This is a genomic window from Georgenia muralis, assembly GCF_003814705.1.
GTDB lineage: Bacteria > Actinomycetota > Actinomycetes > Actinomycetales > Actinomycetaceae > Georgenia > Georgenia muralis.
In genome coordinates this window covers 1,690,999-1,713,627 of record NZ_RKRA01000001.1, presented here as the reverse complement: position 1 = coordinate 1,713,627, position 22,629 = coordinate 1,690,999, and the positions used below count along the sequence as shown (strand labels likewise).

Annotated in this window: 20 protein-coding genes and 1 tRNA gene; 6 read left to right on the top strand and 15 right to left on the bottom strand. The window is 71.8% G+C overall.

The features are described 5' to 3' along the window. Nucleotides 1-3 precede the first annotated feature (3 nt). The 5 genes from EDD32_RS07550 to EDD32_RS07530 all read right to left on the bottom strand — a co-directional run bounded on the left by EDD32_RS07550 (nt 4) and on the right by EDD32_RS07530 (nt 5,946). Entirely contained in the window at nt 4-1,131 is a 1,128-nt protein-coding gene (locus tag EDD32_RS07550) for a serine/threonine protein kinase (protein ID WP_123916337.1), read from the bottom strand. A 341-nt stretch (nt 1,132-1,472) separates the two neighbouring features. Then, complete coding sequence (locus EDD32_RS07545) at nt 1,473-2,600, bottom strand: serine/threonine protein kinase (protein ID WP_123916337.1); 1,128 nt, start codon at nt 2,598-2,600, stop codon at nt 1,473-1,475. A 116-nt stretch (nt 2,601-2,716) separates the two neighbouring features. Continuing rightward, nucleotides 2,717-3,700 carry a carbamate kinase gene (arcC, locus tag EDD32_RS07540; RefSeq protein ID WP_123916335.1) on the bottom strand — a complete coding sequence of 328 codons (984 nt, stop codon included), beginning with the start codon at nt 3,698-3,700 and terminating at the stop codon, nt 2,717-2,719. A 2-nt stretch (nt 3,701-3,702) separates the two neighbouring features. Then, nucleotides 3,703-4,761, bottom strand: a complete 1,059-nt coding sequence (gene argF, locus EDD32_RS07535; protein ID WP_123916333.1) for an ornithine carbamoyltransferase — start codon at nt 4,759-4,761, stop codon at nt 3,703-3,705. 3 nt (nt 4,762-4,764) lie between these two features. Beyond that, nucleotides 4,765-5,946: an arginine deiminase gene (locus EDD32_RS07530; RefSeq protein WP_342771427.1), complete on the bottom strand. Its 1,182-nt coding sequence runs from the start codon at nt 5,944-5,946 to the stop codon at nt 4,765-4,767. 370 nt (nt 5,947-6,316) lie between these two features. Here EDD32_RS07530 and EDD32_RS19765 point away from each other — a divergent pair, with 370 nt between their 5' ends. Next, entirely contained in the window at nt 6,317-6,439 is a 123-nt protein-coding gene (locus EDD32_RS19765; RefSeq protein ID WP_281274864.1) for a hypothetical protein, read from the top strand. A 2-nt stretch (nt 6,440-6,441) separates the two neighbouring features. Then, nucleotides 6,442-6,969: a hypothetical protein gene (locus EDD32_RS07525; protein ID WP_123916329.1), complete on the top strand. Its 528-nt coding sequence runs from the start codon at nt 6,442-6,444 to the stop codon at nt 6,967-6,969. Between the two features lie 57 nt (nt 6,970-7,026). Here the strand turns inward: EDD32_RS07525 and EDD32_RS07520 are convergent, their stop codons facing one another. The 3 genes from EDD32_RS07520 to EDD32_RS07510 form a co-directional block, all read right to left on the bottom strand. Continuing rightward, nucleotides 7,027-8,133, bottom strand: coding sequence for a hypothetical protein (locus EDD32_RS07520; protein ID WP_123916327.1), 1,107 nt, complete (start codon nt 8,131-8,133; stop codon nt 7,027-7,029). A 126-nt stretch (nt 8,134-8,259) separates the two neighbouring features. After that, a complete protein-coding gene (locus tag EDD32_RS07515) occupies nt 8,260-8,838 on the bottom strand; it encodes a YdeI/OmpD-associated family protein (RefSeq protein WP_123916325.1) in 579 nt (192 codons plus the stop codon). Between the two features lie 92 nt (nt 8,839-8,930). Continuing rightward, nucleotides 8,931-9,018 (bottom strand) — tRNA-Ser (locus EDD32_RS07510). An 81-nt stretch (nt 9,019-9,099) separates the two neighbouring features. Here EDD32_RS07510 and EDD32_RS07505 point away from each other — a divergent pair. After that, nucleotides 9,100-10,068 carry an NAD(P)H-quinone oxidoreductase gene (locus EDD32_RS07505; protein ID WP_123916323.1) on the top strand — a complete coding sequence of 323 codons (969 nt, stop codon included), beginning with the start codon at nt 9,100-9,102 and terminating at the stop codon, nt 10,066-10,068. A 32-nt stretch (nt 10,069-10,100) separates the two neighbouring features. On the opposite strand, the gene EDD32_RS07500 is transcribed toward EDD32_RS07505, so the two are convergent. From EDD32_RS07500 to EDD32_RS07485, 4 genes are all read right to left on the bottom strand, one after another. Beyond that, entirely contained in the window at nt 10,101-10,892 is a 792-nt protein-coding gene (locus EDD32_RS07500) for an alpha/beta fold hydrolase (RefSeq protein ID WP_123916321.1), read from the bottom strand. A 122-nt stretch (nt 10,893-11,014) separates the two neighbouring features. Next, nucleotides 11,015-11,953, bottom strand: a complete 939-nt coding sequence (locus tag EDD32_RS07495; RefSeq protein WP_123916319.1) for a carbohydrate ABC transporter permease — start codon at nt 11,951-11,953, stop codon at nt 11,015-11,017. Next, nucleotides 11,950-12,933 (bottom strand): carbohydrate ABC transporter permease, encoded by a 984-nt coding sequence (locus tag EDD32_RS07490; RefSeq protein ID WP_123916317.1) that lies wholly within the window; start codon nt 12,931-12,933, stop codon nt 11,950-11,952. The genes EDD32_RS07495 and EDD32_RS07490 overlap by 4 nt, the downstream gene beginning before the upstream one ends. A gap of 81 nt (nt 12,934-13,014) precedes the next feature. Beyond that, on the bottom strand, nt 13,015-14,388 hold the full coding sequence (locus EDD32_RS07485) for an ABC transporter substrate-binding protein (protein ID WP_246006034.1): 1,374 nt from the start codon (nt 14,386-14,388) through the stop codon (nt 13,015-13,017). A gap of 341 nt (nt 14,389-14,729) precedes the next feature. On the opposite strand from EDD32_RS07485, the gene EDD32_RS07480 reads away from it, so the two are divergent. Further along, a complete protein-coding gene (locus EDD32_RS07480) occupies nt 14,730-15,311 on the top strand; it encodes a MerR family transcriptional regulator (protein ID WP_246006033.1) in 582 nt (193 codons plus the stop codon). A gap of 24 nt (nt 15,312-15,335) precedes the next feature. On the opposite strand, the gene EDD32_RS07475 is transcribed toward EDD32_RS07480, so the two are convergent. Both EDD32_RS07475 and serS read right to left on the bottom strand, forming a co-directional pair. After that, entirely contained in the window at nt 15,336-16,244 is a 909-nt protein-coding gene (locus EDD32_RS07475; protein ID WP_123916315.1) for an HAD family hydrolase, read from the bottom strand. Then, the gene (gene serS, locus EDD32_RS07470; RefSeq protein ID WP_123916313.1) at nt 16,241-17,509 is read right to left on the bottom strand and encodes a serine--tRNA ligase; all 1,269 of its coding nucleotides are present in this window, start codon (nt 17,507-17,509) and stop codon (nt 16,241-16,243) included. The genes EDD32_RS07475 and serS overlap by 4 nt, the downstream gene beginning before the upstream one ends. Before the next feature lie 106 nt (nt 17,510-17,615). Here serS and EDD32_RS07465 point away from each other — a divergent pair, with 106 nt between their 5' ends. Further along, on the top strand, nt 17,616-18,899 hold the full coding sequence (locus tag EDD32_RS07465; RefSeq protein ID WP_123916311.1) for a diacylglycerol/lipid kinase family protein: 1,284 nt from the start codon (nt 17,616-17,618) through the stop codon (nt 18,897-18,899). Nucleotides 18,900-18,922: 23 nt separating this feature from the next. On the opposite strand, the gene pheA is transcribed toward EDD32_RS07465, so the two are convergent. After that, nucleotides 18,923-19,906, bottom strand: coding sequence for a prephenate dehydratase (pheA, locus tag EDD32_RS07460; protein ID WP_123916309.1), 984 nt, complete (start codon nt 19,904-19,906; stop codon nt 18,923-18,925). 60 nt (nt 19,907-19,966) lie between these two features. Here pheA and EDD32_RS07455 point away from each other — a divergent pair, with 60 nt between their 5' ends. Then, on the top strand, nt 19,967-22,582 hold the full coding sequence (locus EDD32_RS07455; protein WP_123916307.1) for an alkaline phosphatase family protein: 2,616 nt from the start codon (nt 19,967-19,969) through the stop codon (nt 22,580-22,582). Nucleotides 22,583-22,629: the final 47 nt, after the last annotated feature.

Below are 22,629 nucleotides of genomic sequence, written 5' to 3'. Positions count from 1 at the left end.
GGCTCAGACGAGGGTGGGGTCCTCGACCTGGTTGGGGAAGTAGTCCTCCATGCCGCCCTCGCGGTAGACGTCCGCGGTGGCGCAGTGCAGGCCGCCACCGAAGGGGTAGGCGTCGCGGAAGGGCACGGGGATGACGTTCATGCCGAGCTTGTCCATCTGCTCAGCCTGGTAGACCTCGGACTCCTCGACCACGACGGTCTTGTGGTCCAGGACCAGGCAGTTCATCGACAGCCACACCGAGGAGTAGCACAGCGGCGGCGGGCCGTCGTGAGCGGGCTTGGCGGCCTCGACGATCTGCCAGTCGTTGGCCTCGAAGATGGCCCGCTGCTCCACGGGAAGGGGACGGTGGGGGTTGTTGATGATCAGGCCCGGGCGCAGCGGCACGAACGTGGCGTCGATGTGGATCGGGTACGGGTCGCCGGGGAAGTTCACCGAGTGCACCCGCAGGTCGGGGTAGTACCGCTTGAACCACTCCATCGCCTTGCGGTTGGTGGTCAGGCCGTGCTGGATGAACAGGTCCTTACCCACCCGCATGACGTCCGCGGCGTCCCACATCGGCTCGACCTCGGTGGTGACGAAGTCCTTGTTCGCGGTCCGGATGAGCCGGTCCTCGAGGGAGATCTTCTCGTCGTAGTAGTTGTGCTTGTACGACTTGTCCGTCAGCCGCGGGCGCGGGGCCTGCGACCACTTGAACTCCGGGTCGTTCTCGAAGTACTCGTTCATCAGCGGCCAGTAGGCCAGGTACTCGAAGTACCGGCACCGGAACGAGTTCGCCGAGGCCATGATCTCGTTGCCGATGGTCAGCAGGATGTCCCGCGGCGGCATCGCCGTCATCATCGAGTCGTTGCGGAAGTCCGGCGTCTGGATGTGCTGGTTCCACTGCAGCGGCGTGGGCCGGTCGACCTTGACCCCGTGCTTCTCGAGCACCGCGACGTAGTTGTCCAGCTGCTCGTTGGCCTTCTCCACCGTCTCGGTCGGGCGCGGGCCCCACATCCCCCGCATCTCCGAGTCCACCGGCACCTTCTCCGAGGTGGCCGGCTCCTCCGGGGGAATCATGCTGAAGTCGGCCCGGCCCACGATCGCGTGCTTGAGCGGGTCGAAGTCGTTCCACGAGTTGACGATCTTTGGCATCTCGAAACTCACTCCTCGATATCCGTGCGCGTCGTCGCGCACCTCTTGGTCGGTGCACGTCGCCGTGCACCTCTCCCGCCCACCACAGGACGGGCTGGTCTGCTGCGGGCGCCTGCCCGACAACCAAGTGAAGCAACTCCTGGACGCTCGTCCAGGGGACCGAGGTCCTGGTCACAAGATCTTGGCCGAGTGCTGCCGTTTCGGGGCTGCGCACGCGTCCTGTTGCGCACAGGCCCTCGCACCAGGCGCCCAGCGTCGGGTTGGCTCGGCGTGGTCCGGCGGGACCACCTCTGCCGGCGTGGGCGGCCGGTCGCTCGGCACGGCCGCCCACGCGGATCAGGTCAGACGAGGGTGGGGTCCTCGACCTGGTTGGGGAAGTAGTCCTCCATGCCGCCCTCGCGGTAGACGTCCGCGGTGGCGCAGTGCAGGCCGCCACCGAAGGGGTAGGCGTCGCGGAAGGGTACGGGGATGACGTTCATGCCGAGCTTGTCCATCTGCTCAGCCTGGTAGACCTCGGACTCCTCGACCACGACGGTCTTGTGGTCCAGGACCAGGCAGTTCATCGACAGCCACACCGAGGAGTAGCACAGCGGCGGCGGGCCGTCGTGGGCGGGCTTGGCGGCCTCGACGATCTGCCAGTCGTTGGCCTCGAAGATGGCCCGCTGCTCCACGGGAAGGGGACGGTGGGGGTTGTTGATGATCAGGCCCGGGCGCAGCGGCACGAACGTGGCGTCGATGTGGATCGGGTACGGGTCGCCGGGGAAGTTCACCGAGTGCACCCGCAGGTCGGGGTAGTACCGCTTGAACCACTCCATCGCCTTGCGGTTGGTGGTCAGGCCGTGCTGGATGAACAGGTCCTTACCCACCCGCATGACGTCCGCGGCGTCCCACATCGGCTCGACCTCGGTGGTGACGAAGTCCTTGTTCGCGGTCCGGATGAGCCGGTCCTCGAGGGAGATCTTCTCGTCGTAGTAGTTGTGCTTGTACGACTTGTCCGTCAGCCGCGGGCGCGGGGCCTGCGACCACTTGAACTCCGGGTCGTTCTCGAAGTACTCGTTCATCAGCGGCCAGTAGGCCAGGTACTCGAAGTACCGGCACCGGAACGAGTTCGCCGAGGCCATGATCTCGTTGCCGATGGTCAGCAGGATGTCCCGCGGCGGCATCGCCGTCATCATCGAGTCGTTGCGGAAGTCCGGCGTCTGGATGTGCTGGTTCCACTGCAGCGGCGTGGGCCGGTCGACCTTGACCCCGTGCTTCTCGAGCACCGCGACGTAGTTGTCCAGCTGCTCGTTGGCCTTCTCCACCGTCTCGGTCGGGCGCGGGCCCCACATCCCCCGCATCTCCGAGTCCACCGGCACCTTCTCCGAGGTGGCCGGCTCCTCCGGGGGAATCATGCTGAAGTCGGCCCGGCCCACGATCGCGTGCTTGAGCGGGTCGAAGTCGTTCCACGAGTTGACGATCTTTGGCATCTCGAAACTCACTCCTCGATATCCGTGCACGTCGCCGTGCACCTCTCCCGCCCACCACAGGACGGGCTGGTCTGCTGCGCCGCGGGTCCGCGGCGGGGTGGTGCTGGACGGGCCGCTCAGGCGCGGCGGATGAAGGCGGTCTCGACGGGCTCGGGTAGCGGGGGACGGATGTCGTCCGGCCCGCCGTAGTTCCCGCCGGGCGTGATGATGGTTCCGGCCTCGCCGGAGATGATCTTCTCGGCGTCCTCGAGCCGGCCGATGGCGGCTGACTCGCCCGTGAGCTCGACGAACCGGCAGGCTGCCTCCACCTTGGGCCCCATCGAGCCGGCAGCGAATCCCTTCTTGCGCATGAACGACGGGGTCGCGCGGGGAATCTCGATCTGCTCCGGCGTCCCGTAGTTGTCGAGCACCGCGGGGACGTCGGTGAGAATCATGAGGAAGTCGGCCTCGATCGCCTCGGCGAGCACGGCGGCCGTGAGGTCCTTGTCGATGACCGCCTCCACGCCCTTGCGCAGGCCCCGCTCGTCGCGGATGACGGGGATCCCGCCGCCACCGGCGCAGACCACGACAGCACCGGACTCGATGAGGGTCCGAATGATCCGGGTCTCGACGATCCGCTGCGGCTTCGGTGAGCCGACGACGCGACGGAAGTACTCGCCGTCCGGCTTCATCACCCAGCCGCGCTCCGCCGCGACCCGCTCGGCCCCCACCTCGTCGTACACCTGACCGACGAACTTGGTGGGGTTGTCGAAGGCAGGGTCACCGGCGAGGACGAGGGTCTGGTTCACGATCGACGCGACGTGCCGTCCGGGGAGGTTGTTCTGCAGCGACTGCAACATCCAGTAGCCGATCATCCCCTGTGTCATGGCACCGAGGGTGTCGAACGGGTAGGGCCCGGTCAGGGTGGTGTCGTTCGCCGACTGGAGGGCGAGGACGCCCACCTGGGGGCCGTTGCCGTGGGTGAGGACGAGCTCGTGGTTCTCGGCGAGCGGCGCCAGGGCCTTGACGGCGCGTTCGACGTTGGCCTGCTGTGCGCGGGCGTCGGCGATCTGACCGCGCTCGAGGAGGGCGTTCCCGCCGAGTGCTACGACGATGCGCATGCTCAGCTCCCCAACGTGGCGACCATGACGGCCTTGATCGTGTGCATGCGGTTCTCGGCCTGGTCGAAGACGACGGAGGCCGAGGACTCGAACACGTCGTCGGTGACCTCGAGCGCCGTCATGCCGGTCTTCTGGAAGATGTCCTCCCCGACCTTGGTGCCGCGGTCGTGGAAGGCCGGCAGGCAGTGGAGGAACTTCACGTCCGGGTTGCCGGTGGCGGCCATGAGCTCGGCGTTGACCTGGTAGTCCTTGAGCAGGCCGATGCGCTCGTCCCAGACCTCCTTCGGCTCGCCCATGGAGACCCAGACGTCGGTGTAGATGAAGTCGGCACCCTTGACGCCCGCTGCCACGTCGTCGGTGACCGTGATGCGCGCACCGGTGGCGGCGGCGATCTCCTGCGCCTTGGCGACGATCTCCGGGGTGTTCTGCAAGGACGTGGGCGCGACCATGCGCACGTCCATGCCCAGCATGGCGCCGGCGATCAGGAGCGAGTTGCCCACGTTGTTGCGGGCGTCACCGAGATAGGCGAAGGCGATGTCGCCGTCGGCCTTGCCGCAGTGCTCGCGCATGGTGAGCTGGTCGGCGAGCATCTGGGTGGGGTGCCACTCGTCGGTGAGGCCGTTCCACACCGGCACTCCCGACTTCTCGGCGAGGACCTCGACGGCCTCCTGGCTCTTGCCGCGGTACTCGATGCCGTCGTAGAAGCGGCCGAGCACCCGGGCGGTGTCAGCCACGGACTCCTTGTGCCCCATCTGCGAGCCGGCTGGGTCCAGGTAGGTCACGTGAGCGCCCTGGTCGAACGCGGCGACCTCGAAGGAGCACCGGGTGCGGGTCGACGTCTTCTCGAAGATGAGCGCGATGTTCTTGCCGACGAGACGGGGGACCTCGGTGCCGGACTTCTTCGCGGCCTTGAGCTCGGCGGAGAGGTCGAGCAGCGAGCGCCACTCGTCGGGGGTGAAGTCGAGCTCCTTGAGGAAGCTGCGGCCGTGCAGCGCGTGGGGCGGCGATCCGACGCCTACCGGGTCGGCGACTGCCTCGTAGGTCAGCTGGTCCTGGGACATTGCTCAGATCTCCTCTCGGATGGTGGGGCAGCTCATGCAACGCGGACCTCCGCGTCCGCGCCCGAGCTCGGTGCCGGGGACCTCGAGGACCTCGACGCCGTTGGCCCGCAGGTAGGCGTTGGTGGTGGTGTTCCGCTCGTACCCGACGACGACGCCGGGTGCGATGGCGAGGGTGTTGCAGGCGTCGTCCCACTGCTCACGCTCGGCGGCGTGGGCGTCCTGCGGGGTGGTGAGGATGCGGATGTCGTCCAGGCCGATGGCCCCGGCGATCACCTTGTGCATGTCCTCCTCGGCGTGCGTGGTGACAGAGAGCTCTTTGGGCGTGGCCCCGGGCCGGATGGTCAGGGACGGCAGCATGCCCAGCCCGGCGTACTTGGTGAACGACTCCTGGTCGACCATCGTCATGACGGTGTCCAGGTGCATGAAGGCGCGTGCCTCGGGCATCCGCAGCGCGATGACGCGCTCAGCGGACCCCTCGGCGAAGAGCTTGGCGGCGAGCCGTTCGACGCCCTGCGGGGAGGTGCGCTCGCTCAGCCCGATCAGGACAGAGCCGTTGCCGATCACGAGGACGTCGCCGCCCTCGACGGTGGCGACACCGCCGGCCGTCCCGGGGGACCAGACGTGGTGCGCGGAGGTGGCGAACCGCGGGTGCCAGCGGTAGATCGCCTCGTAGTTGACCGTCTCCCGCATCCGGGCGGTCTTGCGCATGGAGTTCACGGCGACGCCGTCGTAGACCCAGCAGGAGGTGTCCCGGGTGAACAGGTGGTTCGGCAGCGGCGCGAGCACGAAGTCGTCCGGGGCCATGATCTGCAGGGCGATGGAGTCGGGCTCGACGATCTCCTCGAGGAGCTCGCGCTTGGTGACGCCGGCGATCAGGTGGCTGGCCAGCGTGGCACTGTCGAGGTTGTCCGCGTGGTTGCGGATGGAGTCGATGGCACCGAGACCGTAGACCCGCTCGTCGACGACGTGGTCGAGGACGTACCTGCGGGCATCGACGTTCTCCAGGGACTCCGCGAGGAGCTGCTCGAGGTACAGGACCTCGATCCCCCTCTCGGTGAGGACCTGGGCGAACCGGTCGTGCTCGGCCTGCGCCCTGGCGACCCACAGCACGTCGTCGAAGAGCAGCTCGTCCTTGTTGGACGGCGTGAGCCTGGACATCTCTCGTCCTGGTCGGTGCAGGATCACCTGGCGGAGGTTGCCTACCTCCGACGCGACGCGGTACTCCTGCGTCACGGTGGTGTTCAACGTCATCCTCGTCGCCCTTCGCCTCGTCCTCGAGAACCGGATGACATGAGTCAACCCGAAACTGCACAGGCGTACAGGGGACCGAGGTCCCGGTTCGCCAAGAGGTTGCCGTCGTCATGGTTTTTGCTTAGTACGTTCGTCCAGGTCACGCATGAGGCCGGCCCATGGTCGTGACGATCAGACGGACGTGCGCTCGGGGCACCGGTTGCCAAACAGTGACGGACGTCACATGATCGGTGCACCACGTGGCCCGCATCGCCGTCCGTGTGCGGCGAGCGTGCCCGTCTATCCGACCCGGGAGGAGAGCGACATGACGATCGACCCGCAACTGGGTGACATCGGCGAGGAGGAGGAGGAGATCGAGCTCGAGCCCCTGCCGAGGGAGACCCCGGTTCCGGAGCCGTCTCCCACTCCCGAGGAGATCCCGGCCTGACGATGGAGGCTGAGGAGTTCGGCGGTCCCGCTCTCGTGCTCGGTTCGGTCCGGGGCCGGCGCTCGTTCGGGGCGACGACCGAGGGCCACCTCACCGGTGTCTTCCACAACCAGGTCTGGGAGCCGGGCGAGAACCGCGCGCAGTGCCGCCACGACGGGGGCGTTGTCGAGCAGCGGCCCGACGGACGGATCGTCGTACGGACGTCGTCCGTGCGTGAGATCAGCACGACGCACGGCCTTGCGGGATGCACCTGCGGGTTCTACGCGTACTACCGGCAGGACCCGTACACGAAGCCGGGCCGGCTCTCGGGCATCGTGGAGGGGTACGGGCGGGTCGTCCTGGGGACGGCGGGCTTCCGCTGCGAGAAGGCACGGATCCTCGGGCTGCTGCTGCCCGGGCCTGCCGGGCTCGGTCTCGCCACGATCGACGTCATCCGCGTGCGCGAGACCTACCCCGACGTCCCGTTCTTCTCCCGCGAGGAGGACATGCTGGCTGGATGTCCCCCCACCCCGGACGGTCCGCGTCTCTGACGTGCACCACGCACCGATGGCGCGGAGGTCACCGCAACGGTGTCGAGGTCACTGGTGTCAGGAGCCGGTGAGGCGGCGGTACCCGGCCCCTCGCTCGCCGCCGACCCGTTCCCACCTCGAGGTCATCGCCGGCTCCGGGCCGAGCTCGACCCGCGCGCGCCACCGGTAGGTGGTGGGCCAGCGCCGGAACACCGGGGCGACGGTGGTGACCACCCGCATGAGCAGGGGCAGCCGGCGGGGCCGCCACCGCTCGTCCACGTCCAGCCGCAGGTCGATGAGGCCGCCGATGCGCCGCACCCACCACCGGCCGCCGGTGAGGCGGGCCCCGTCGACGGTGACGTGCCAGCGCCCGGTCGTCCTGGCCCCCTCCGCGAGCGTGGTGAGGTCGGGCAGTGCCGGGTCGAGCACGACCCGGGCGCGGTGCCCGTCGGCGTCGGCAACGAGGACGGCGGTGCCGGCGTCGCCGGGCACGTGAGTGCTCTGCGTGGGGGCGCCGTCGGTCGCGTCGCCGGCCAGCGGGCCGTCCTGGCTGCGGTTGAGCGTCACCGCGCAGAGCGAGCCCGCGTACTTGATGAGGTGACGGCGGTGCAGCCCGTCCCCCGGGAGCCGTCCGATGACCGCGTCCTGCCCATCGATGCGCACGACCGGCGGCGTCGGCCCGACATGGACGAGGTCGAAGTCGGTCAGCCACACCAGGAGCATCGACTCGGGGCGCTCGACGGCGGCGCTCACCGGGGCGAGCAGCGTCGCCCGGTGGCGCCGACGGCCGTCGCGGTCGAGGACGCGTACCTCGACGGCGCGGCCGTCGACGTCGGTGAACCGCACGTGCGCGTCGACGCCGTCGTCGGCGACCTCGAGCCGGGCCACGGCGAACTCGGTCTCGTTCCACGACCGCGTGCCGCCCCCGATCCGGTAGCCGGCGGGGTCGAGGCGCAGCCCCGGCTGGGCGTAGTAGTCCACCGCGCGGCCGGCGCGGCGCGAGAGGAAGGCGAGCATGCCGGTGCCGTGCACGTCGTCGTCGAACCACTGCAGCTCGAGGCCGTCGTAGACCGGGTGGTCGGCGAGCTCGAGGTTGAGCATGTGGGCGACCGGCTCGGCCGTGAGCGAGAACGGGCAGCGCACGGAGGGCGCGGTGGCGGCGGGCCGTGCGGGTTCGACGTCCATGGCTTCTTCCGTAGGGGGCTGGTGCCCCCCATACAACCGGACCGGCGCAGCACGTGCCGGGCCGAAGGTCCGCGCGCGGGTCAGCGGTCCGGCGCCGACCGGTGCCGGCGCCACGCGGGGCAGGCGCTACCCGGCGCCGTCGCCGTAGCGCTGGGGACGGATCAGCCGGCCCGCCTCGCAGTCGGTCACGAGCTCGGCCATCCGCCGGTCGCGGGTGCTCTCCCGCTTGGCCGACATGACCCACTGCGTCGCGATCTTGCGGTACGACGGCCGCTGCGCCTCGAAGAACTCCTGCGCCCGAGGTGAGGCGGCGAGCTGCTCGGCGTACGCGGGGGACAGCTCCACCGCGTCGTTCCCGTAGGTGTACGTCCGCGCCTCGAACGCGGCACGGCCCGCCGGCGTCATGAGGCCCTGCTCCTCGAGCGCGGAGACCTTGGCGACGTTGATCCGGCTCCAGCTGCTCCTGGTGCGCCGCGGGGTGAACCGCTGCCTGCTCCGATCGTCGTCGACGCTCTGGCGCACGCCGTCGATCCAGCCGAAGCAGAGGGCCTGGTCGACCGCCTCGCTCCACGTCAGGACGGCCCGGCCGCTGCTCTTCTTCCAGTAGCCGACCCAGACCTCCCGCGCGGTGGCGTGGTTCTCCTCCAGCCAGGACCGCCACGCCGCGGGGCCGTCGAAGTAGATCGCCTCACGGTCCTCGCCCATGCCGCGAACCTGCCCGGCGAGCACCGCCCCGTCAAGGGCCGGGCCATGTCGGGACGTGCCGGTCCACCGACCGTCGGGCCTGGCCCGCACGGCGGAGGGCAAGGGATTCGAACCCTTGGTGCGGGGTTAGCGCACAACGGTTTTCAAGACCGTCACATTCGGCCGCTCTGTCAGCCCTCCTCGCCGCCCCCGGAGCCCGACGGCGACGCCGCCCAAGTCTAGGGGCCGCACGCCGGTGCCGTTCCCGGCAGGATGGCCCGCATGCGCGCCATCACCGTGACCGACGACCAGGCCCTGACGGTCAGTGACCTGCCCGACCCGTCGCCCGGACCGGGCGAGGTGGTCGTGCGGGTCGCGGCGGCCGGGGTCAACCGGGCCGACCTCCTCCAGCGCGCCGGCCACTACCCGCCCCCGGCGGGGTCGAGCGACGTCCTGGGGCTGGAGGCCGCCGGCACCGTGGCCGCCGTGGGCGAGGGCGTCACGGACTGGGCGGTCGGCGACGAGGTGGCCGCCCTCCTCGCCGGCGGCGGCTACGCCGAGCTCGTGGCGGTGCCCGCCGGCCAGCTCCTCCCGGTCCCCGCGGGGGTGGACCTGGTCGACGCCGCGGCGCTGCCCGAGGCCGTGTGCACGGCCTGGTCGAACCTCGTCATGACCGGCGGGCTGCACGCGGGCGAGACGGTGCTGGTCCATGGCGGCTCCGGTGGCGTCGGTTCGGCGGCGATCCAGATCGCCGCGGCGCTGGGCGCCAGGGTCCTCACCACGGCGGGCGGCCCGGACCGGACGGCGCGGTGCCGCGAGCTCGGCGCCGACGTCGCCGTCGACCACCGCAGGGAGGACGTCACGGCGGCCGTGCGGGAGGCCACCCACGGCCGCGGCGTCGACGTCGTCCTCGACGTCCTCGGAGCCGGCGCGCTGGCCGCCAACGTCGAGATGCTCGCGACCGGCGGCCGCCTCGTGGTCATCGGCACGCAGCAGGGCCGGCGCGGCGAGCTGGACCTCGGCGCCCTCATGACCCGGCGGGCGAGCATCCACGCCACCACCCTGCGGGCCCGGCCGGTCGAGGAGAAGGCCGCGGTCGTCGCCGAGGTGCGCGAGCACGTCTGGCCGATGGTCCAGGACGGGCGTGTGCGGCCGCTCGTCCAGGAGCGGGTGCCGCTGGCCGAGGCCGAGCGCGCCCACGCGCTCCTGCGCGACGGCGCGGTGTTCGGCAAGGTCCTGCTCGTCCCCTGACGTGCGGGGACGGCACCGCGAGGGCTGCGAGCTCACTCGTCGAGGAAGTCCAGCACCATCGTCGGCACGCGGCGGCTGCTCGTCGCGGCGGCGTGGCCGTAGCGCGGGTGGAGGCGCAGGCGGGCGCCCGGGATCCGCGCCGCGGTGCGGCGCAGGAGGTCGGCACCGTAGTTGCGGTCGCGGGCCCCGGCGACCAGCAGCGTGGGCGCGGCGACCTCGCCGAGCCGGGCCGTGACGTCGTAGGAGTCCTCGGCCTCGACCGTGCGCAGCAGGTCGGCGGGCTCGTCCGGGACCACGAGCGGGGCGCCGAGCCACAGCGCCGCCCGCCAGAACGCGACGCCTCCCGCGCTTCCGCCCATGAGCTCGGCCTGGCCGGCCGCCGCCTGCCGACGACGGCCGGCCCGGACCCGTTCGGCCCAGCGTCGCTGGGTGGCGCGGGCGTCGTCGGAGAGCCGCGCGGCCGCGGAGACCAGCACCAGCCGGCGCACCACCTGGGGGTGGTCGACGGCGAGCTGCAGGGCGAGCGACCCGCCCGTGGAGACGCCCATGACGTCCACGGGTGCGCCGAGGTCCGCGGTGATCGCGGCGGCGAGGGAGCCGGCGAGGTCGGCCATGGTCGTGCCCGGTGCGATACCGACCGGACGGCGCACCACGTGCACGGTCCGCGACCGCGCGTACGCCGCGTAGCGGGCCTCCTCCATCCGGCGGGCCAGGCCGGCCGGGTTGCCGCCTGCGGCCTCGAGGCCGGGCAGGACGACGAGGTCCGGACCGCGGCCGAACGTCAGCACCGGGAGGGTGCCACCGAGCAGGTCGGCGTGACCCATCTGAGACCTCCACCCGTCGGGCACGGCGTCCGACGGCCGCCTGACGTACCGAGGCCGCCGGCCTCCACCTCCAGGGTGGGGCACGACGGCCTCGGTGCGCGCGGGACCTTCCGCCCGGCGGATCAGCCCTTGACGGAGCCGGCCAGGAGGCCGCGCACGAAGTACCGCTGCAGCGCGAAGAACACGATGAGCGGGACGATCATGGAGACGAACGCGCCGGAGGTGAGCAGGTGCCAGTCCTGCCCGCGCGAGCCGGCCATCTCGGACAGGCGCGCGGTGAGCGGCTGGATCTGGTTGTTGCCGCCGGAGAAGGTCAGCCCGACGAGCAGGTCGTTCCACACCCACAAGAACTGGAAGATCGCGAAGCTCGCGATGGCGGGGACCATGAGGGGCATCATCACCCGGAAGAACACCGTGACGTGCCCGGCGCCGTCGACGCGGGCCGCCTCGATGAGCTCCTTGGGCACCTCGGACATGAAGTTGTGCAGCAGGAAGATCGCCAGCGGCAGACCGAACGAGGCGTGTGCCACCCAGATCGGCAGGAACGGGAAGTTGTCCGCCAGCTCCGTGCCCGAGAAGATCCGCAGCAGCGGGATGAGCGCCATCTGGAGCGGCACGATCTGGAGGGCGAAGACGATGACGAAGACGGTGTCCCGGCCCTTCCACTGCATCACCGAGAACGCGTAGGCCGCCATGGTCGCGATGACCAGAGGGATGACCGTCGCGGGCACGGTGATGGTGAGGGAGTTCATGAAGAAGTTCGCCAGGGCGCCGGAGGACGCGCGCCCGAAGAGGACCTCCTGGTAGTTCTCCATCGTGAAGGTGGGGTCGGTGAAGAAGCTCCACCAGCCCGTCGTGCGGATCTGCCCCTCGGGGCGCACCGAGCTGACGAGCAGGCCCACCGTCGGCACCGTCCACACGAACGCGATGATGATCGCGACCGCGGAGGCGATCTTGGAGGTCAGCATCGTCTTGGTGCGGGAGGCGGCGGAGACGCGCGGGGCCTGACGGGCCGTCTCGGCCGACGCGGGCGTCGCGAGCGCGGTCGGGTTGCTGGTCATCCCCGGACCTCCTTGTTCTTCAGCATCTGGCGGACGTTGTAGACGATGATCGGGATCACCAGGACGAAGATGATCACCGCCGTCGCCGAGCCGACGCCGTTGTTGCCGAAGGTGAACGACTGGTCGTACATCTGGTTCGCGAGCACCTGGGTGCCGAACCGTGCGCCGGTGACGGTGCGGGTGATGTCGAAGATCTTCAGCGTGGCGATCGAGATCGTCGTGAGGACCACCACGAGGGTGGGCCGGATGGACGGCACCGTGATCGAGCGGAACATCTGCCACGGGTTGACCCCGTCCAGACGGGCGGCCTCGACGATGTCGTTCGGGATCGCCTTGATCGACGCCGAGAGCAGCACCATGGCGAAACCGGCCTGGATCCAGATCATGATGAGGATGAGGAAGAACGTGTTCCACGGGCCGTCCTGGAGGAACCGGACCGGCTCGATACCCAGGCCCACGAGGATCGCGTTGAGCAGGCCGATCTGGGTCTGCTCCGCCCCGCGGTACTCGTACACGAACTTCCAGATGATGCCGGCGCCCACGAACGAGATCGCCATCGGCATGAACAGCAGCGACTTGGCCTGCTTCTCGAACCGCTTGCCGTCCACGAGGATCGCGTAGAGCAGCCCGACCGACGTCGAGACGATCGGGACGAGGAAGACCCACCAGAACGTGTTGACGAACGACTGGATGGAGTCGGGGTTGTTGAAGACGTAGTCGTAGTTGGCCAGGCCGACCCAGTTCTCCGACCGGTTGTCCATGAACGACATCGTCGTCGTGCGGATCGCGGGGTAGATGAGGCCGACGCCCAGCAGCAGCGCCGCGGGACCGGCGAAGACGAGCAGCGCCCAGGCGGTCCGGGAGCGCCCGGCGTACTTGTCCGCGAGCCGCGCGACCACCATGAGGAGGGCGACGACGGCCGCGAAGACGAGGACGGCCAGGATCATCTGGCCGATCTTGGAAAACAGGAAGAAGTCCATCTCATCCCTCCTCGGCGACGGACGGGGCACCGACGGGAGAGGGGAGCGGCCCGACGGACCGCTCCCCTACCGCGTCGATGGTCAGCTGGCGGGCCAGGAGGCCTCGATCTGGTCGAGCACCGTCTGGGTCTCCTCACCGTCGATCCACTGCGTCATGCCGGTCCAGAAGGAGCCGGCGCCGACGGCGGAGGGCATGAGGTCGGAGCCGTCGAAGCGAGCGACCGCGTCCTCCTGCTGGAGCAGCTCGATCGCCAGGCGCAGCACGTCGGACGAGGCGAGCTCGGGGTCGACCGCCCTGTTGGCGGAGGTCACGCCACCGATCTCGACGCGGGTGTTGGCCCACTCGCCGGAGGACATGTAGGCCTGGACGGCCTGCGTGGCCTCGTTGTCGTTGAACGCGCCGACGAACTCACCGGCGACGAGGAGCGGGGACTCGTCCTCGCTCACGCCGGGGAGGTAGAAGGCGAAGACGTCACCCTCGGGGCTGACGTCGGTGCCCTCGGGCCACTGCGCCTCGTAGAAGGAGGCCTGGCGGTGCATGTAGCACTCGCCGTCGAGGATCGGCAGGCCGCCGTCGTTGAACGACGTCGTCGCGATGGACCGGGAGTCGCCGATGCCGCCGTTGACGTAGTCGTCGTTCTTGAGGATGGCGCCGGCCATGTCGGTCGCCTCGACGATCGCCGGGTCGTTGAACGGGATCTCGTGGGTGACCCACTGGTCGTAGACGTCGCCGCCGCCGGAGCGCAGGACCATGTCCTCGATCCAGTCGGTGGCGGGCCAGCCGGTGGCGCCACCGGACTCGATGCCGGCGCACCAGGGCTTGGTGCCGGTCGCGGCGATCTCCTCGGTCAGGGCCATGAGGTCGTCCCACGTGGTGGGGACCTCGTAGCCGCCCTCCTCGAAGGCGCTCGGGGAGTACCAGACGAACGACTTCACGCTCGCCATGAGGGGCGCGGCGTAGAACTCGCCGTCGACCGTGCCGTAGGCCTTCCAGTCCTCGGACCAGCCCTCGTCGGCGTTGGCCTCGACGGCCTCGGAGGCCGGGACCAGGTAGCCGTCGCCCACCATGCGCGAGAGCAGGCCGGGCTGCGGGAAGATCGCGAGATCGGGGGCGTTGCCACCCTCGGCCTGGACGACGATCTGCTGCTCGAACTCACCCGAGCCGTTGTGCTCGACCGTGATACCGGTGCACTCGGTGAACTGGGTGAAGGTGTCCTGGAGCTGGTCCGCCTCGGTCTCGCGGATGGAGGAGAACAGCGAGACGGTCTCACCGTCGAACGAGCCGTACTCCTCGAACGCGGCGCAGTCGGCGTCGCCGCCGGTGGCCTCGTCGTCGCCGCCACCACCGCCACCGCCGCCGAGGTCGTCGGCGCCGCCGCAGGCGCTCAGGACGAGGGTCAGCGCAGCACCTCCCGCCAGCATGGAAAGGCCGCGCTTCTTCGCAGTGATCTTCACGTGCGTCCTCCTCGTTACATCTTCGTCACGAGCGCTCATCGCTCCCACTGACACCCAACCCGTCCACGAAGTGAGATTCAACTCACTTGGCCCTCTTTTCCGTAACGATCGTGCAACGGTGCAGGTCGGGTGCCCCCAGGTCGTGGCACGAAAGAGCGGACCGCCACATTTCCGGCGCTGATTCTTCATATCGCGGACCGAAATGCGGGCCACGCCCAGAGAAACGCCGGTCCCGACCCCGCGCCCTCGTCTCGCCGCCACCGCCCCCCGGCCTCACCGGCCGGCGGCACCCGCCTCCGCGGCTTGACCCTCACGCGACGTGAGGCGTCACAGTGGTAGTCATGACGACGACGGGTTCGGACGGGGACGGTCGGCCAGGTGGCCGAGCTCCACGGCGTCCGGTACGCACGCTGCACCGTGACGACGAGATCGGGCTCCTGAGTCCCGGCGGGCGCACCGCCGCCGGGTACCGCCTCTACACCGCGGCGGACCTCATCCGGCTGCAGCACGTGGTGGTCTACCGGCGCCTGGGCTTCCGGCTGGAGGAGATCCATCACCTGCTCGACGGTGGCGGCGACGTCGGCGAGCACGACGGCAGCGGGCCGCCGTGGCCGACCGGCTGGAGGAGCTGCGCGGCCTCGTCGTCGCCACCGACCGAGCGATCGAGCAAGGAGAAGACCGGGACGGACCTCATCAGGGACGAGCAGCGCGAGCTCTTCGGGGACGCGTTCGACGAGAGCCACGCCGTCGAGGCGCAGCGGCGCTGGGGCGACACCGACGCCTGGCACCAGTCGCACGAGCGCGCCGCCCGGTACACGAAGGAGGGCATCCGTCCCGGCCTGGCGGCCGACGTCCGCGACGCGATCCACGCCAACGCCGACCGCGCGGATCGAGCCGACCGCGCGGACCGAGCGGAGCGGTAGGGCCGCGGACCCGCGCGGACCGCCTCAGCGCGCGGCGAGCAGGGCCCGCAGCACGACGGCGGCGCCGTGGTCACCCACCGGGTCGGTCACGGCGTCCGCCGCGGCGACGACGTCGGGCCCGGCGTTGCCCATCGCGACGCCGTGCGCGGCCCAGCCGAGCATCTCCAGGTCGTTCGAGCCGTCGCCCACCGCGACCGTGGCGCCGTCGGCGACGTCGAGCCGCCCCCGCAGGGTCTCCAGCGCGCTGGCCTTGGACACCCCGTCCGGGGAGATGTCCAGCCACGCCGTCCAGCCGACGGCGTAGCTCACCCCGTGCAGGCCCACCCGCTGGACCAGGGCGTGGAAGTCGGCGGAGTCGAGGTGCGGGGCCCGCAGGGTCACGCGGGTGGCGGGGGCGTGGAGCAGGTCCTCGAATTCGACGACCTCGACGTCACCGGTGAGCTCCCCCATGGGGAACGGGGCGGTGACCTTGAACCCGCGGCCGAGGTCCTCGACGGCGAAGAGCCCGTCGGGAAGCTCCTCGCGCAGGAGGCGCAGCGTGGGCCCGGGGTCGAACGTGACGACGTCGGTGATCTCGTGGCCGTCCTCGAGGTCGGGGTCGAGCCGGATCACGACCGCCCCGTTGGAGCACACGGCCCAGCCCGACGTCAGTCCGAGCTGCGCCGCGACCGGGGTGACGGCCTGGAGCGACCGGCCGGTGGAGAGCACCACGCGGGCGCCGCTGAGGTCGAGCTCGGCGACGGCGGAGGCCACCTCCTCGGCGAGCTCGCCGTCGTGGGTGAGCAGCGTGCCGTCGATGTCGAGCGCGACGAGGAGCCCCGGCCCGGCCGCGGGCAGCCCGGCGGGGAGCCGCCGGCGCCAGCGGGCGACCCGCTCGGCCAGCGGGGCGGCCGTACCGGGGACGTCGTCGGTGCCGCTCAGCTGACCGCTCATACGGGCTCGATGACCTCCAGCCCACCGAGGTAGGGCCGCAGCCCCGCCGGTACCCGCATCGAGCCGTCGGCCTGCTGGTGGTTCTCCAGGATCGCGACGAGCCAGCGGGTGGTGGCGAGCGTGCCGTTGAGGGTGGCGACCGGCCGGGTGCCGGACTCCGCCCGCTCGCGCGTGCCGAGGCGGCGCGCCTGGAACGTGGTGCAGTTCGAGGTCGAGGTGACCTCCATGTACCGCGACTGGGTGGGCAGCCAGGCCTCGCAGTCGAGCTTGCGCGCGGCGGAGGTGCCGAGGTCCCCCGCCGCGGTGTCGATGACCCGGTACGGCAGCTCGACCTTGGCGAGCATCTCCTCCTCCCACGCCAGGAGGCGGGCGTGCTCGGCCTCGGCCTCCTCGACCGGGACGTAGGAGAACATCTCCACCTTGTTGAACTGGTGGACCCGGATGATCCCGCGGGTGTCCTTGCCGTACGAGCCGGCCTCGCGCCGGTAGCAGGTGGACCAGCCGGCGTAGCGCAGCGGCCCGTCGGAGAGGTCGAGGATCTCGTCGCCGTGGTAGCCCGCCAGGGCCACCTCGGACGTCCCGGTGAGGTAGAGGTCGTCGCCGGGCAGGTGGTAGACCTCGTCCGCGTGCGACCCGAGGAACCCGGTGCCGGACATCGTCTGCGGCGTGACGAGCGTCGGGGTGATCATCGGGGTGAAGCCGTTGGCCACGGCCTGGTCGACGGCGGCGTTGAGCAGGGCCAGCTCGAGCCGGGCGCCGATGCCCGTGAGGTAGTAGAACCGGGCGCCGGCGACCTTCGTGCCGCGCTTGGTGTCGATGGCGCGCAGGCCCTCGCCGAGGTCGAGGTGGTCCCGGGGCTCGAAGCCCTCGGCCGCGAAGTCGCGGGGCGTCCCCACGTGCCGCAGGACGACGAAGTCGTCCTCCCCGCCGACCGGTACGCCGTCGAGGACGACGTTGGGGATGCGGTAGAGCAGCGCGTCGACCTCGGCGCCGGCCTCCCCCGCGGCCGCCTCGGCGGCCTTGACCTGCTCGGCGAGCTCCTTCGCCCGGGCGAGGACGGCGGGCCGCTCCTCCGGGGAGGCCTTCCCGACTCCCCTGGAGACCTGCTTCTGCTCCGCGCGCAGGGACTCGAACCGGGCGAGGGTCTCGCGCCGACGACCGTCCGCGGCGAGGAGGGTGTCGACGAGGCCGGGGTCCTCGCCGCGGGCGCGCTGGCTGGCCCGGACCCGCTCGGGGTCCTCGCGCAGTGCTCGAAGGTCGATCATGGCTCCGAGCCTAACGGCCGCGGTCGGCGCGCCCGCCGCCCGGTGTGTGGTGGGGGGCACGCCGGATCGCCGCGCCGAGGCGGGCGGGCGCCGTTACGTTTGCGCCATGGGATGGGAACAGTGGGTCGCGCTCGTCGCGCTGGTGCTTGCCGTCGTCGGCGTCGTCCTCGCGGCTCTGGCGTGGCGGGCAGTGCGCCGGCGCACGCCGTCGTTCTCCGCCGAGGGTGAGGAGCGTCCCGACCGGGACGACGACGAGAGCGCGTCCCCGGTGGGTCCGCCCGCCGTCGTCTTCAACCCCTCGAAGTCCGCCGACGGCGAGGCGCTGCGGCGCCTGGTGACCCAGACGGCGACCGACGCCGGCCTGCCCGAGCCGCTGTGGTTCGAGACCACCGTCGAGGACCCGGGCCTGGGTCAGGCCCGCGAGGCCGTCGAGCAGGGCGCCTCCGTCGTGATCTCCGCCGGCGGGGACGGCACCGTGCGCGCCGTCGCCGAGGCCCTGGCCGGCACAGGGGTGCCGATGGGTCTGATCCCGTTGGGCACCGGCAACCTCCTGGCTCGCAACCTCGACCTGCCGCTGGGCAGCGAGCGCGAGCTGGTCTCCACCGCCCTGACCGGGCGGGACCGCCCCATGGACCTGGGCTGGCTGCGCACCGAGCCGCTCTCCCCCGAGGACGAGCGCAAGGTCCGCGGCCGGGACGACGCCTCCACCGCCCGCTCGGCGGAGCGGACCGACAGCGGTGAGGCCGCCGAGGGCCGCTACCTCGACAGCGCCCTGCCGGAGGACACCACCGAGCTCGAGGAGAAGGCGGCCGAGGTCGGTCAGATCCCGACCGAGGACCCGGACAAGGAGCACGTCTTCCTCGTCATCGGCGGGCTCGGGTTCGACGCGGCGATGGTGGCCGGCGCCGACGACGAGCTCAAGGCCAAGCTCGGCTGGATCGCGTACTTCTTCGCCGGGGTCAAGCACCTCACCGGCCGCAAGATCCACGCGACGGCGGAGCTGGGCGAGTCCGGCCAGGGCGACCCGTTCACCGCCCGCACCATCCTCTTCGCCAACGTCGGAAGGCTGCCCGGCGGGGTGGTCCTCTTCCCCGACGCCCAGCTCGACGACGGCTGGCTCGACATCGCCGCGATCGACACCAAGGGCGGGATCATCGGGTGGGCGGACCTCCTGCGCAAGGTCACCCTCCAGGGGCTGGGCGTGCGCAAGGACGTCATGCCCTACTCCACCGGGTTCATCGAGTTCCGCCGAGCACGGGCGGTGGTGGTGCGGACCGAGGAGCCCGAGCACGTGCAGGTCGACGGTGACCTCATCGGCTACGCCACGGTCGTCCACGCCCGGGTCGAGCAGGGCGGCCTCGTGGTCCGCACGGCCGCCCCCCGGAGCTGACGGCCCCGGCGTCTCGGTGGGGCTCAGTCCCCCGGCGCCGCCACCGGCCGCCCGTCGGCCCCGATCCCGCCGTGCTCGAGGAGGCCGGCCACCCACTCCCTCGCGGCACGGAAGTCGGCGTCGTGGGTCCCGGGACGCAGGTGGGCGCCCTGCCCGTCCGCGCGCGGGTAGGACCCGAGGAACCGCACGGTGGGGCACACCCGGTGCAGGCCGATGAGGGTCGCCTGGACGCGCTCCTCCGCGACGTGCCCCTCGGCGTCGATGGAGAAGGAGTACCGGCCGAGGGAGTCGCCGATCGGTCGCGACTCGATGCGCGACAGGTTGACCCCACGCGTCGCGAACTGCTCGAGCATGTTGAGCAGCGCCCCGGCCTCGTTGTCGGGCAGGTGGACCATGAGGGTCGTCTTGTCCGCCCCGGTGGGCTCGGGCAGCAGCCCGGGCCGGGCCGCGAGGACAAACCGGGTCACGGCGTGCGGGTTGTCCGCGACGCCCGCGGCGAGGACCTGCAGACCGTACTTCTCCACCGACAGCGCCGACGAGAGGGACGCGTCGAACGCCGTCTCCCCACCCGCGAGGAGCGCCGCCGCGGCCGCCGTCGAGGTCGCCGGGACGTGGATCGCGCCGGGCAGGTGCCGGGCGGCCCACCCGCGGCACTGCGCCCACGCGTGGGGGTGGGTGCCGACGCGGCGGACCGTGTCGAGCGTCATCCCGGGCCGGGCGGCAAGGGTGAAGGTCACCGGCACGAGCATCTCGCCGACGATGACGAGCGGCTCGCCCGCGGCCAGGGTGTCCAGCGTGGCGTTGACCCCACCCTCGACGGAGTTCTCGATGGGGACGACGGCGTAGTCGGCCTCGTCGCGGCGGACCATGTCGAGCGCGGTGACGACGTCGGTGCAGGGCAGCAGGTCCGACTCCGCCTGGGTCGTCACCTGCCGCAGGGCCTCCTCGGTGAAGGTGCCCTCGGGGCCGAGGTAGGCGTAGCGGGCGCGGGGCGCGTCCTGCTGCATGTGTCCTCCCAGGAACGGTCGTCGGGTGGGAGCCTATCGGCGGCACGTACGCTTCCCTGCGTGGGCAGCAGGAGGAGGATGCGCAACCGGCGGGTGGCCGTCGTCATCGCGGCGGTCGTCGCGCTGGTGATGATCCTGCCGTTCCTCCTGCCGCTCGTCAGCGCCGCGGCCGCCGATCAGGTCGGTGGGGGCCCGGCTGCCGAGCAGCGCCCCGCCGGCGGCGACGTCACCGTGCGCGCCGCGGTCGCCGACGTCGACGCCCCCCTGGTCGTGATCGGCACGTCGGGCCTGCGCTGGGAGGACCTCGGCGCCCTTTCCACCCCGAACCTCTGGGAGCTCGCCGGGTCCGGCGGCGCGGCCACCATGGTCGTGCGGTCGGTGCGCTCGAGCGCCTGCCCGGCCGACGGGTGGCTCGCCCTGTCAGCAGGACGCCGTGCGGCGGACCTGCCCACCGACACGTTCGGCACCTGCCGTCTCCTGCGCGAGCCGACCTCGAACGGGCAGGTTCGCGGCTGGTCCGACTACGTCGAGGCCGCCGGTGCCGCCTCCTACGACGCCGAGCCGGGCCTGCTCGGCGACCTCCTCACCGAGGAGGACGTGCCGGCCGTGGCCGTCGGGCCGGGGGCCGCCGTCGCACTGGCCGGCTCCGACGGCACGGTCGCGGCGGACCACACCTTCGCCCCCACCTCCGCCGACCGCCTCGGCGAGCAGGTGGCGCAGGCGTTGCCCGGGCACGCCCTCGCCGTCGTCGACGTCGGCTCCGTCCGGGACCGCAACCGACCCCTCGTCGACGTCCCGGAGGGCCTGGCCGGGCGCAACGACGACCCCACCGAGGAGCCGGACCCCTCCCAGACCCAGGAGCCCACCACCAGCGAGGCCTGGCTCCTCACGGCCCCGGAGCGCAGCGCGCAGGTGGCCCGCGTCGACGCCCGCGTCGGGGCGGTCCTCGACGCCGTGCGGGAGCAGGCGCCCGACGCCACCGTCGTCGTCGCGTCCCTCGCCGACTCCGGCACCGCGCCGCTCATGCAGCTGCTCGCCACCGTGGGACCGGCCACCGTGACCGCCACCGAGGGCGGCTCCCTCCTCGACACCCGGTCGACCCGCCAGCCGGGCATGGTCCAGTCCACCGACCTCACGCCCACCGTGCTGGCCGCCCTGGGGATCGACGCCCCCCCGGGCCTCGCGGGCGCCCCGGTCACTGCCGCACCCGACGGGCGCGCCGGCCCCGAGCGGGTCGCGCACCTCGTCGACGTCGGCCGGCACGCCGTCGCGATCCGCCCTCTCGTCGGACCGTTCTACTCCGCCCTCGTCCTGGGGAACCTCCTGCTCTACGGGGTCGTCACCCTCGGTCTCAACCGCCGGGTCCTCGATCGCGCCGCCGACTGGCTCGACCGCCGCCGCACCGGTGACCGGCTCGCCGGGGCCCTGCGCTCACGCCGCCCGGCCACGGCCCTGCGGGCCCTGCGCGCCGCCGCGGTCGTCGTCGGGGCGGTGCCGGTGGCCTCCTACCTCGCCAACCTCCTCCCCTGGTGGCGGGCGGACAGCCCCGGCGCGGTGCTGTACGGGACCACCGCGGCGCTGGCGGTCGTCGTCGCCGTCGTCGCCCTCGCCGGGCCGTGGCGCCGGCAGCTGCTGGGCCCGGTCGCCGTCGTCGCCGGGCTCACCGCCCTCGTCCTCGCCGTCGACGCCCTCACCGGCGCCCGGCTGCAGGTCTCCGCCCTCATGGGGATCCAGCCGCAGGTGGGCGGGCGGTTCTACGGGTTCAACAACTCCTCGTTCTCCCTCTTCGCCGCCGCGACGATCCTCGTGGCGATGTGCGTCGCCGAGCCGCTCGTGCGCACCGGTCGCCGTCGCCTCGCGGCGGGCGCCGTCGCGGTCATCGGGGCCACGGCGACGGCCCTGGACGGCCTGCCCTCGATCGGCGCCGACTTCGGCGGCCCGCCCGCCCTCGTGCCCGGCTTCCTCGTCCTGGCCCTCCTGGCGCTCGGCGTGCGCCTGACCGTGCGCCGGGTCCTGGCCGTGCTCGCCGTGACGGCGCTCGTCGCGGTGAGCTTCTCCGTGGTCGACTGGCTGCGCCCGCCGAGCGAGCGCTCCCACCTGGGCCGGTTCGTCGAGACGGTCCTCGACGGCGGGCTGTGGTCGGTCGTGGCCCGCAAGGCCGGGCAGAACCTCGCCAACCTCTTCGGCTCGACCCTGACCTTCCTGGCGATCGGCGGCATCGTCCTGGTCGTGCTGTTGCTGAGCCGCCCGCTGAGGTCGGCCCGGCGCGGCACGGGCGGCGGGCCCTACGACTGGCTGGTGGGCACGACGCCGCCGGCCCGGATCGACCGCGCCGTCGTCATGCTCGTCCCGGGTCTGACCGCGCTGGCGACGACGTTCGCCATCGGGTTCGCCGTCAACGACTCCGGGATCGTCATCCCCGCGATCGGGATCTCCCTCGCCGTGCCGCTCCTGGTGTCCGTGCTCGCCGGGTGGCTGGTTCAGGCCTCGCCGGAGTCGGCCGGTCCGCGGCGTTCCGCGCCGGCGCCCGCCGAGCCGGCCGGGCCCGGGGAACCGGGGGAACGGGTCGACCCGGCAGCAGGTCCCGGTGGCGCGACGCCTGCCGAGCCCGCGGAGGGCGCCACGCCGGACTCCCGTACGGTTGAGACGTCCTCGGGCGGGGCCCAGGCCCGGTAGGGCCGGCCGGGCCGCTGGCGCACCGGGTTGTCACCCCGGCGCGAGCT

Excerpts from the sequence above, each read along its gene's own strand:
- EDD32_RS07550 (WP_123916337.1), bottom strand. The coding sequence starts at position 1,131 with ATGCCAAAGATCGTCAACTCGTGGAACGACTTCGACCCGCTCAAGCAC.
- EDD32_RS07545 (WP_123916337.1), bottom strand. The coding sequence starts at position 2,600 with ATGCCAAAGATCGTCAACTCGTGGAACGACTTCGACCCGCTCAAGCAC.
- arcC (WP_123916335.1), bottom strand. The coding sequence starts at position 3,700 with ATGCGCATCGTCGTAGCACTCGGCGGGAACGCCCTCCTCGAGCGCGGT.
- argF (WP_123916333.1), bottom strand. The coding sequence starts at position 4,761 with ATGTCCCAGGACCAGCTGACCTACGAGGCAGTCGCCGACCCGGTAGGC.
- EDD32_RS19765 (WP_281274864.1), top strand. The coding sequence starts at position 6,317 with ATGACGATCGACCCGCAACTGGGTGACATCGGCGAGGAGGAGGAGGAG.
- EDD32_RS07525 (WP_123916329.1), top strand. The coding sequence starts at position 6,442 with ATGGAGGCTGAGGAGTTCGGCGGTCCCGCTCTCGTGCTCGGTTCGGTC.
- EDD32_RS07520 (WP_123916327.1), bottom strand. The coding sequence starts at position 8,133 with ATGGACGTCGAACCCGCACGGCCCGCCGCCACCGCGCCCTCCGTGCGC.
- EDD32_RS07515 (WP_123916325.1), bottom strand. The coding sequence starts at position 8,838 with ATGGGCGAGGACCGTGAGGCGATCTACTTCGACGGCCCCGCGGCGTGG.
- EDD32_RS07505 (WP_123916323.1), top strand. The coding sequence starts at position 9,100 with ATGCGCGCCATCACCGTGACCGACGACCAGGCCCTGACGGTCAGTGAC.
- EDD32_RS07500 (WP_123916321.1), bottom strand. The coding sequence starts at position 10,892 with ATGGGTCACGCCGACCTGCTCGGTGGCACCCTCCCGGTGCTGACGTTC.
- EDD32_RS07495 (WP_123916319.1), bottom strand. The coding sequence starts at position 11,953 with ATGACCAGCAACCCGACCGCGCTCGCGACGCCCGCGTCGGCCGAGACG.
- EDD32_RS07490 (WP_123916317.1), bottom strand. The coding sequence starts at position 12,933 with ATGGACTTCTTCCTGTTTTCCAAGATCGGCCAGATGATCCTGGCCGTC.
- EDD32_RS07480 (WP_246006033.1), top strand. The coding sequence starts at position 14,730 with ATGACGACGACGGGTTCGGACGGGGACGGTCGGCCAGGTGGCCGAGCT.
- EDD32_RS07475 (WP_123916315.1), bottom strand. The coding sequence starts at position 16,244 with ATGAGCGGTCAGCTGAGCGGCACCGACGACGTCCCCGGTACGGCCGCC.
- serS (WP_123916313.1), bottom strand. The coding sequence starts at position 17,509 with ATGATCGACCTTCGAGCACTGCGCGAGGACCCCGAGCGGGTCCGGGCC.
- EDD32_RS07465 (WP_123916311.1), top strand. The coding sequence starts at position 17,616 with ATGGGATGGGAACAGTGGGTCGCGCTCGTCGCGCTGGTGCTTGCCGTC.
- pheA (WP_123916309.1), bottom strand. The coding sequence starts at position 19,906 with ATGCAGCAGGACGCGCCCCGCGCCCGCTACGCCTACCTCGGCCCCGAG.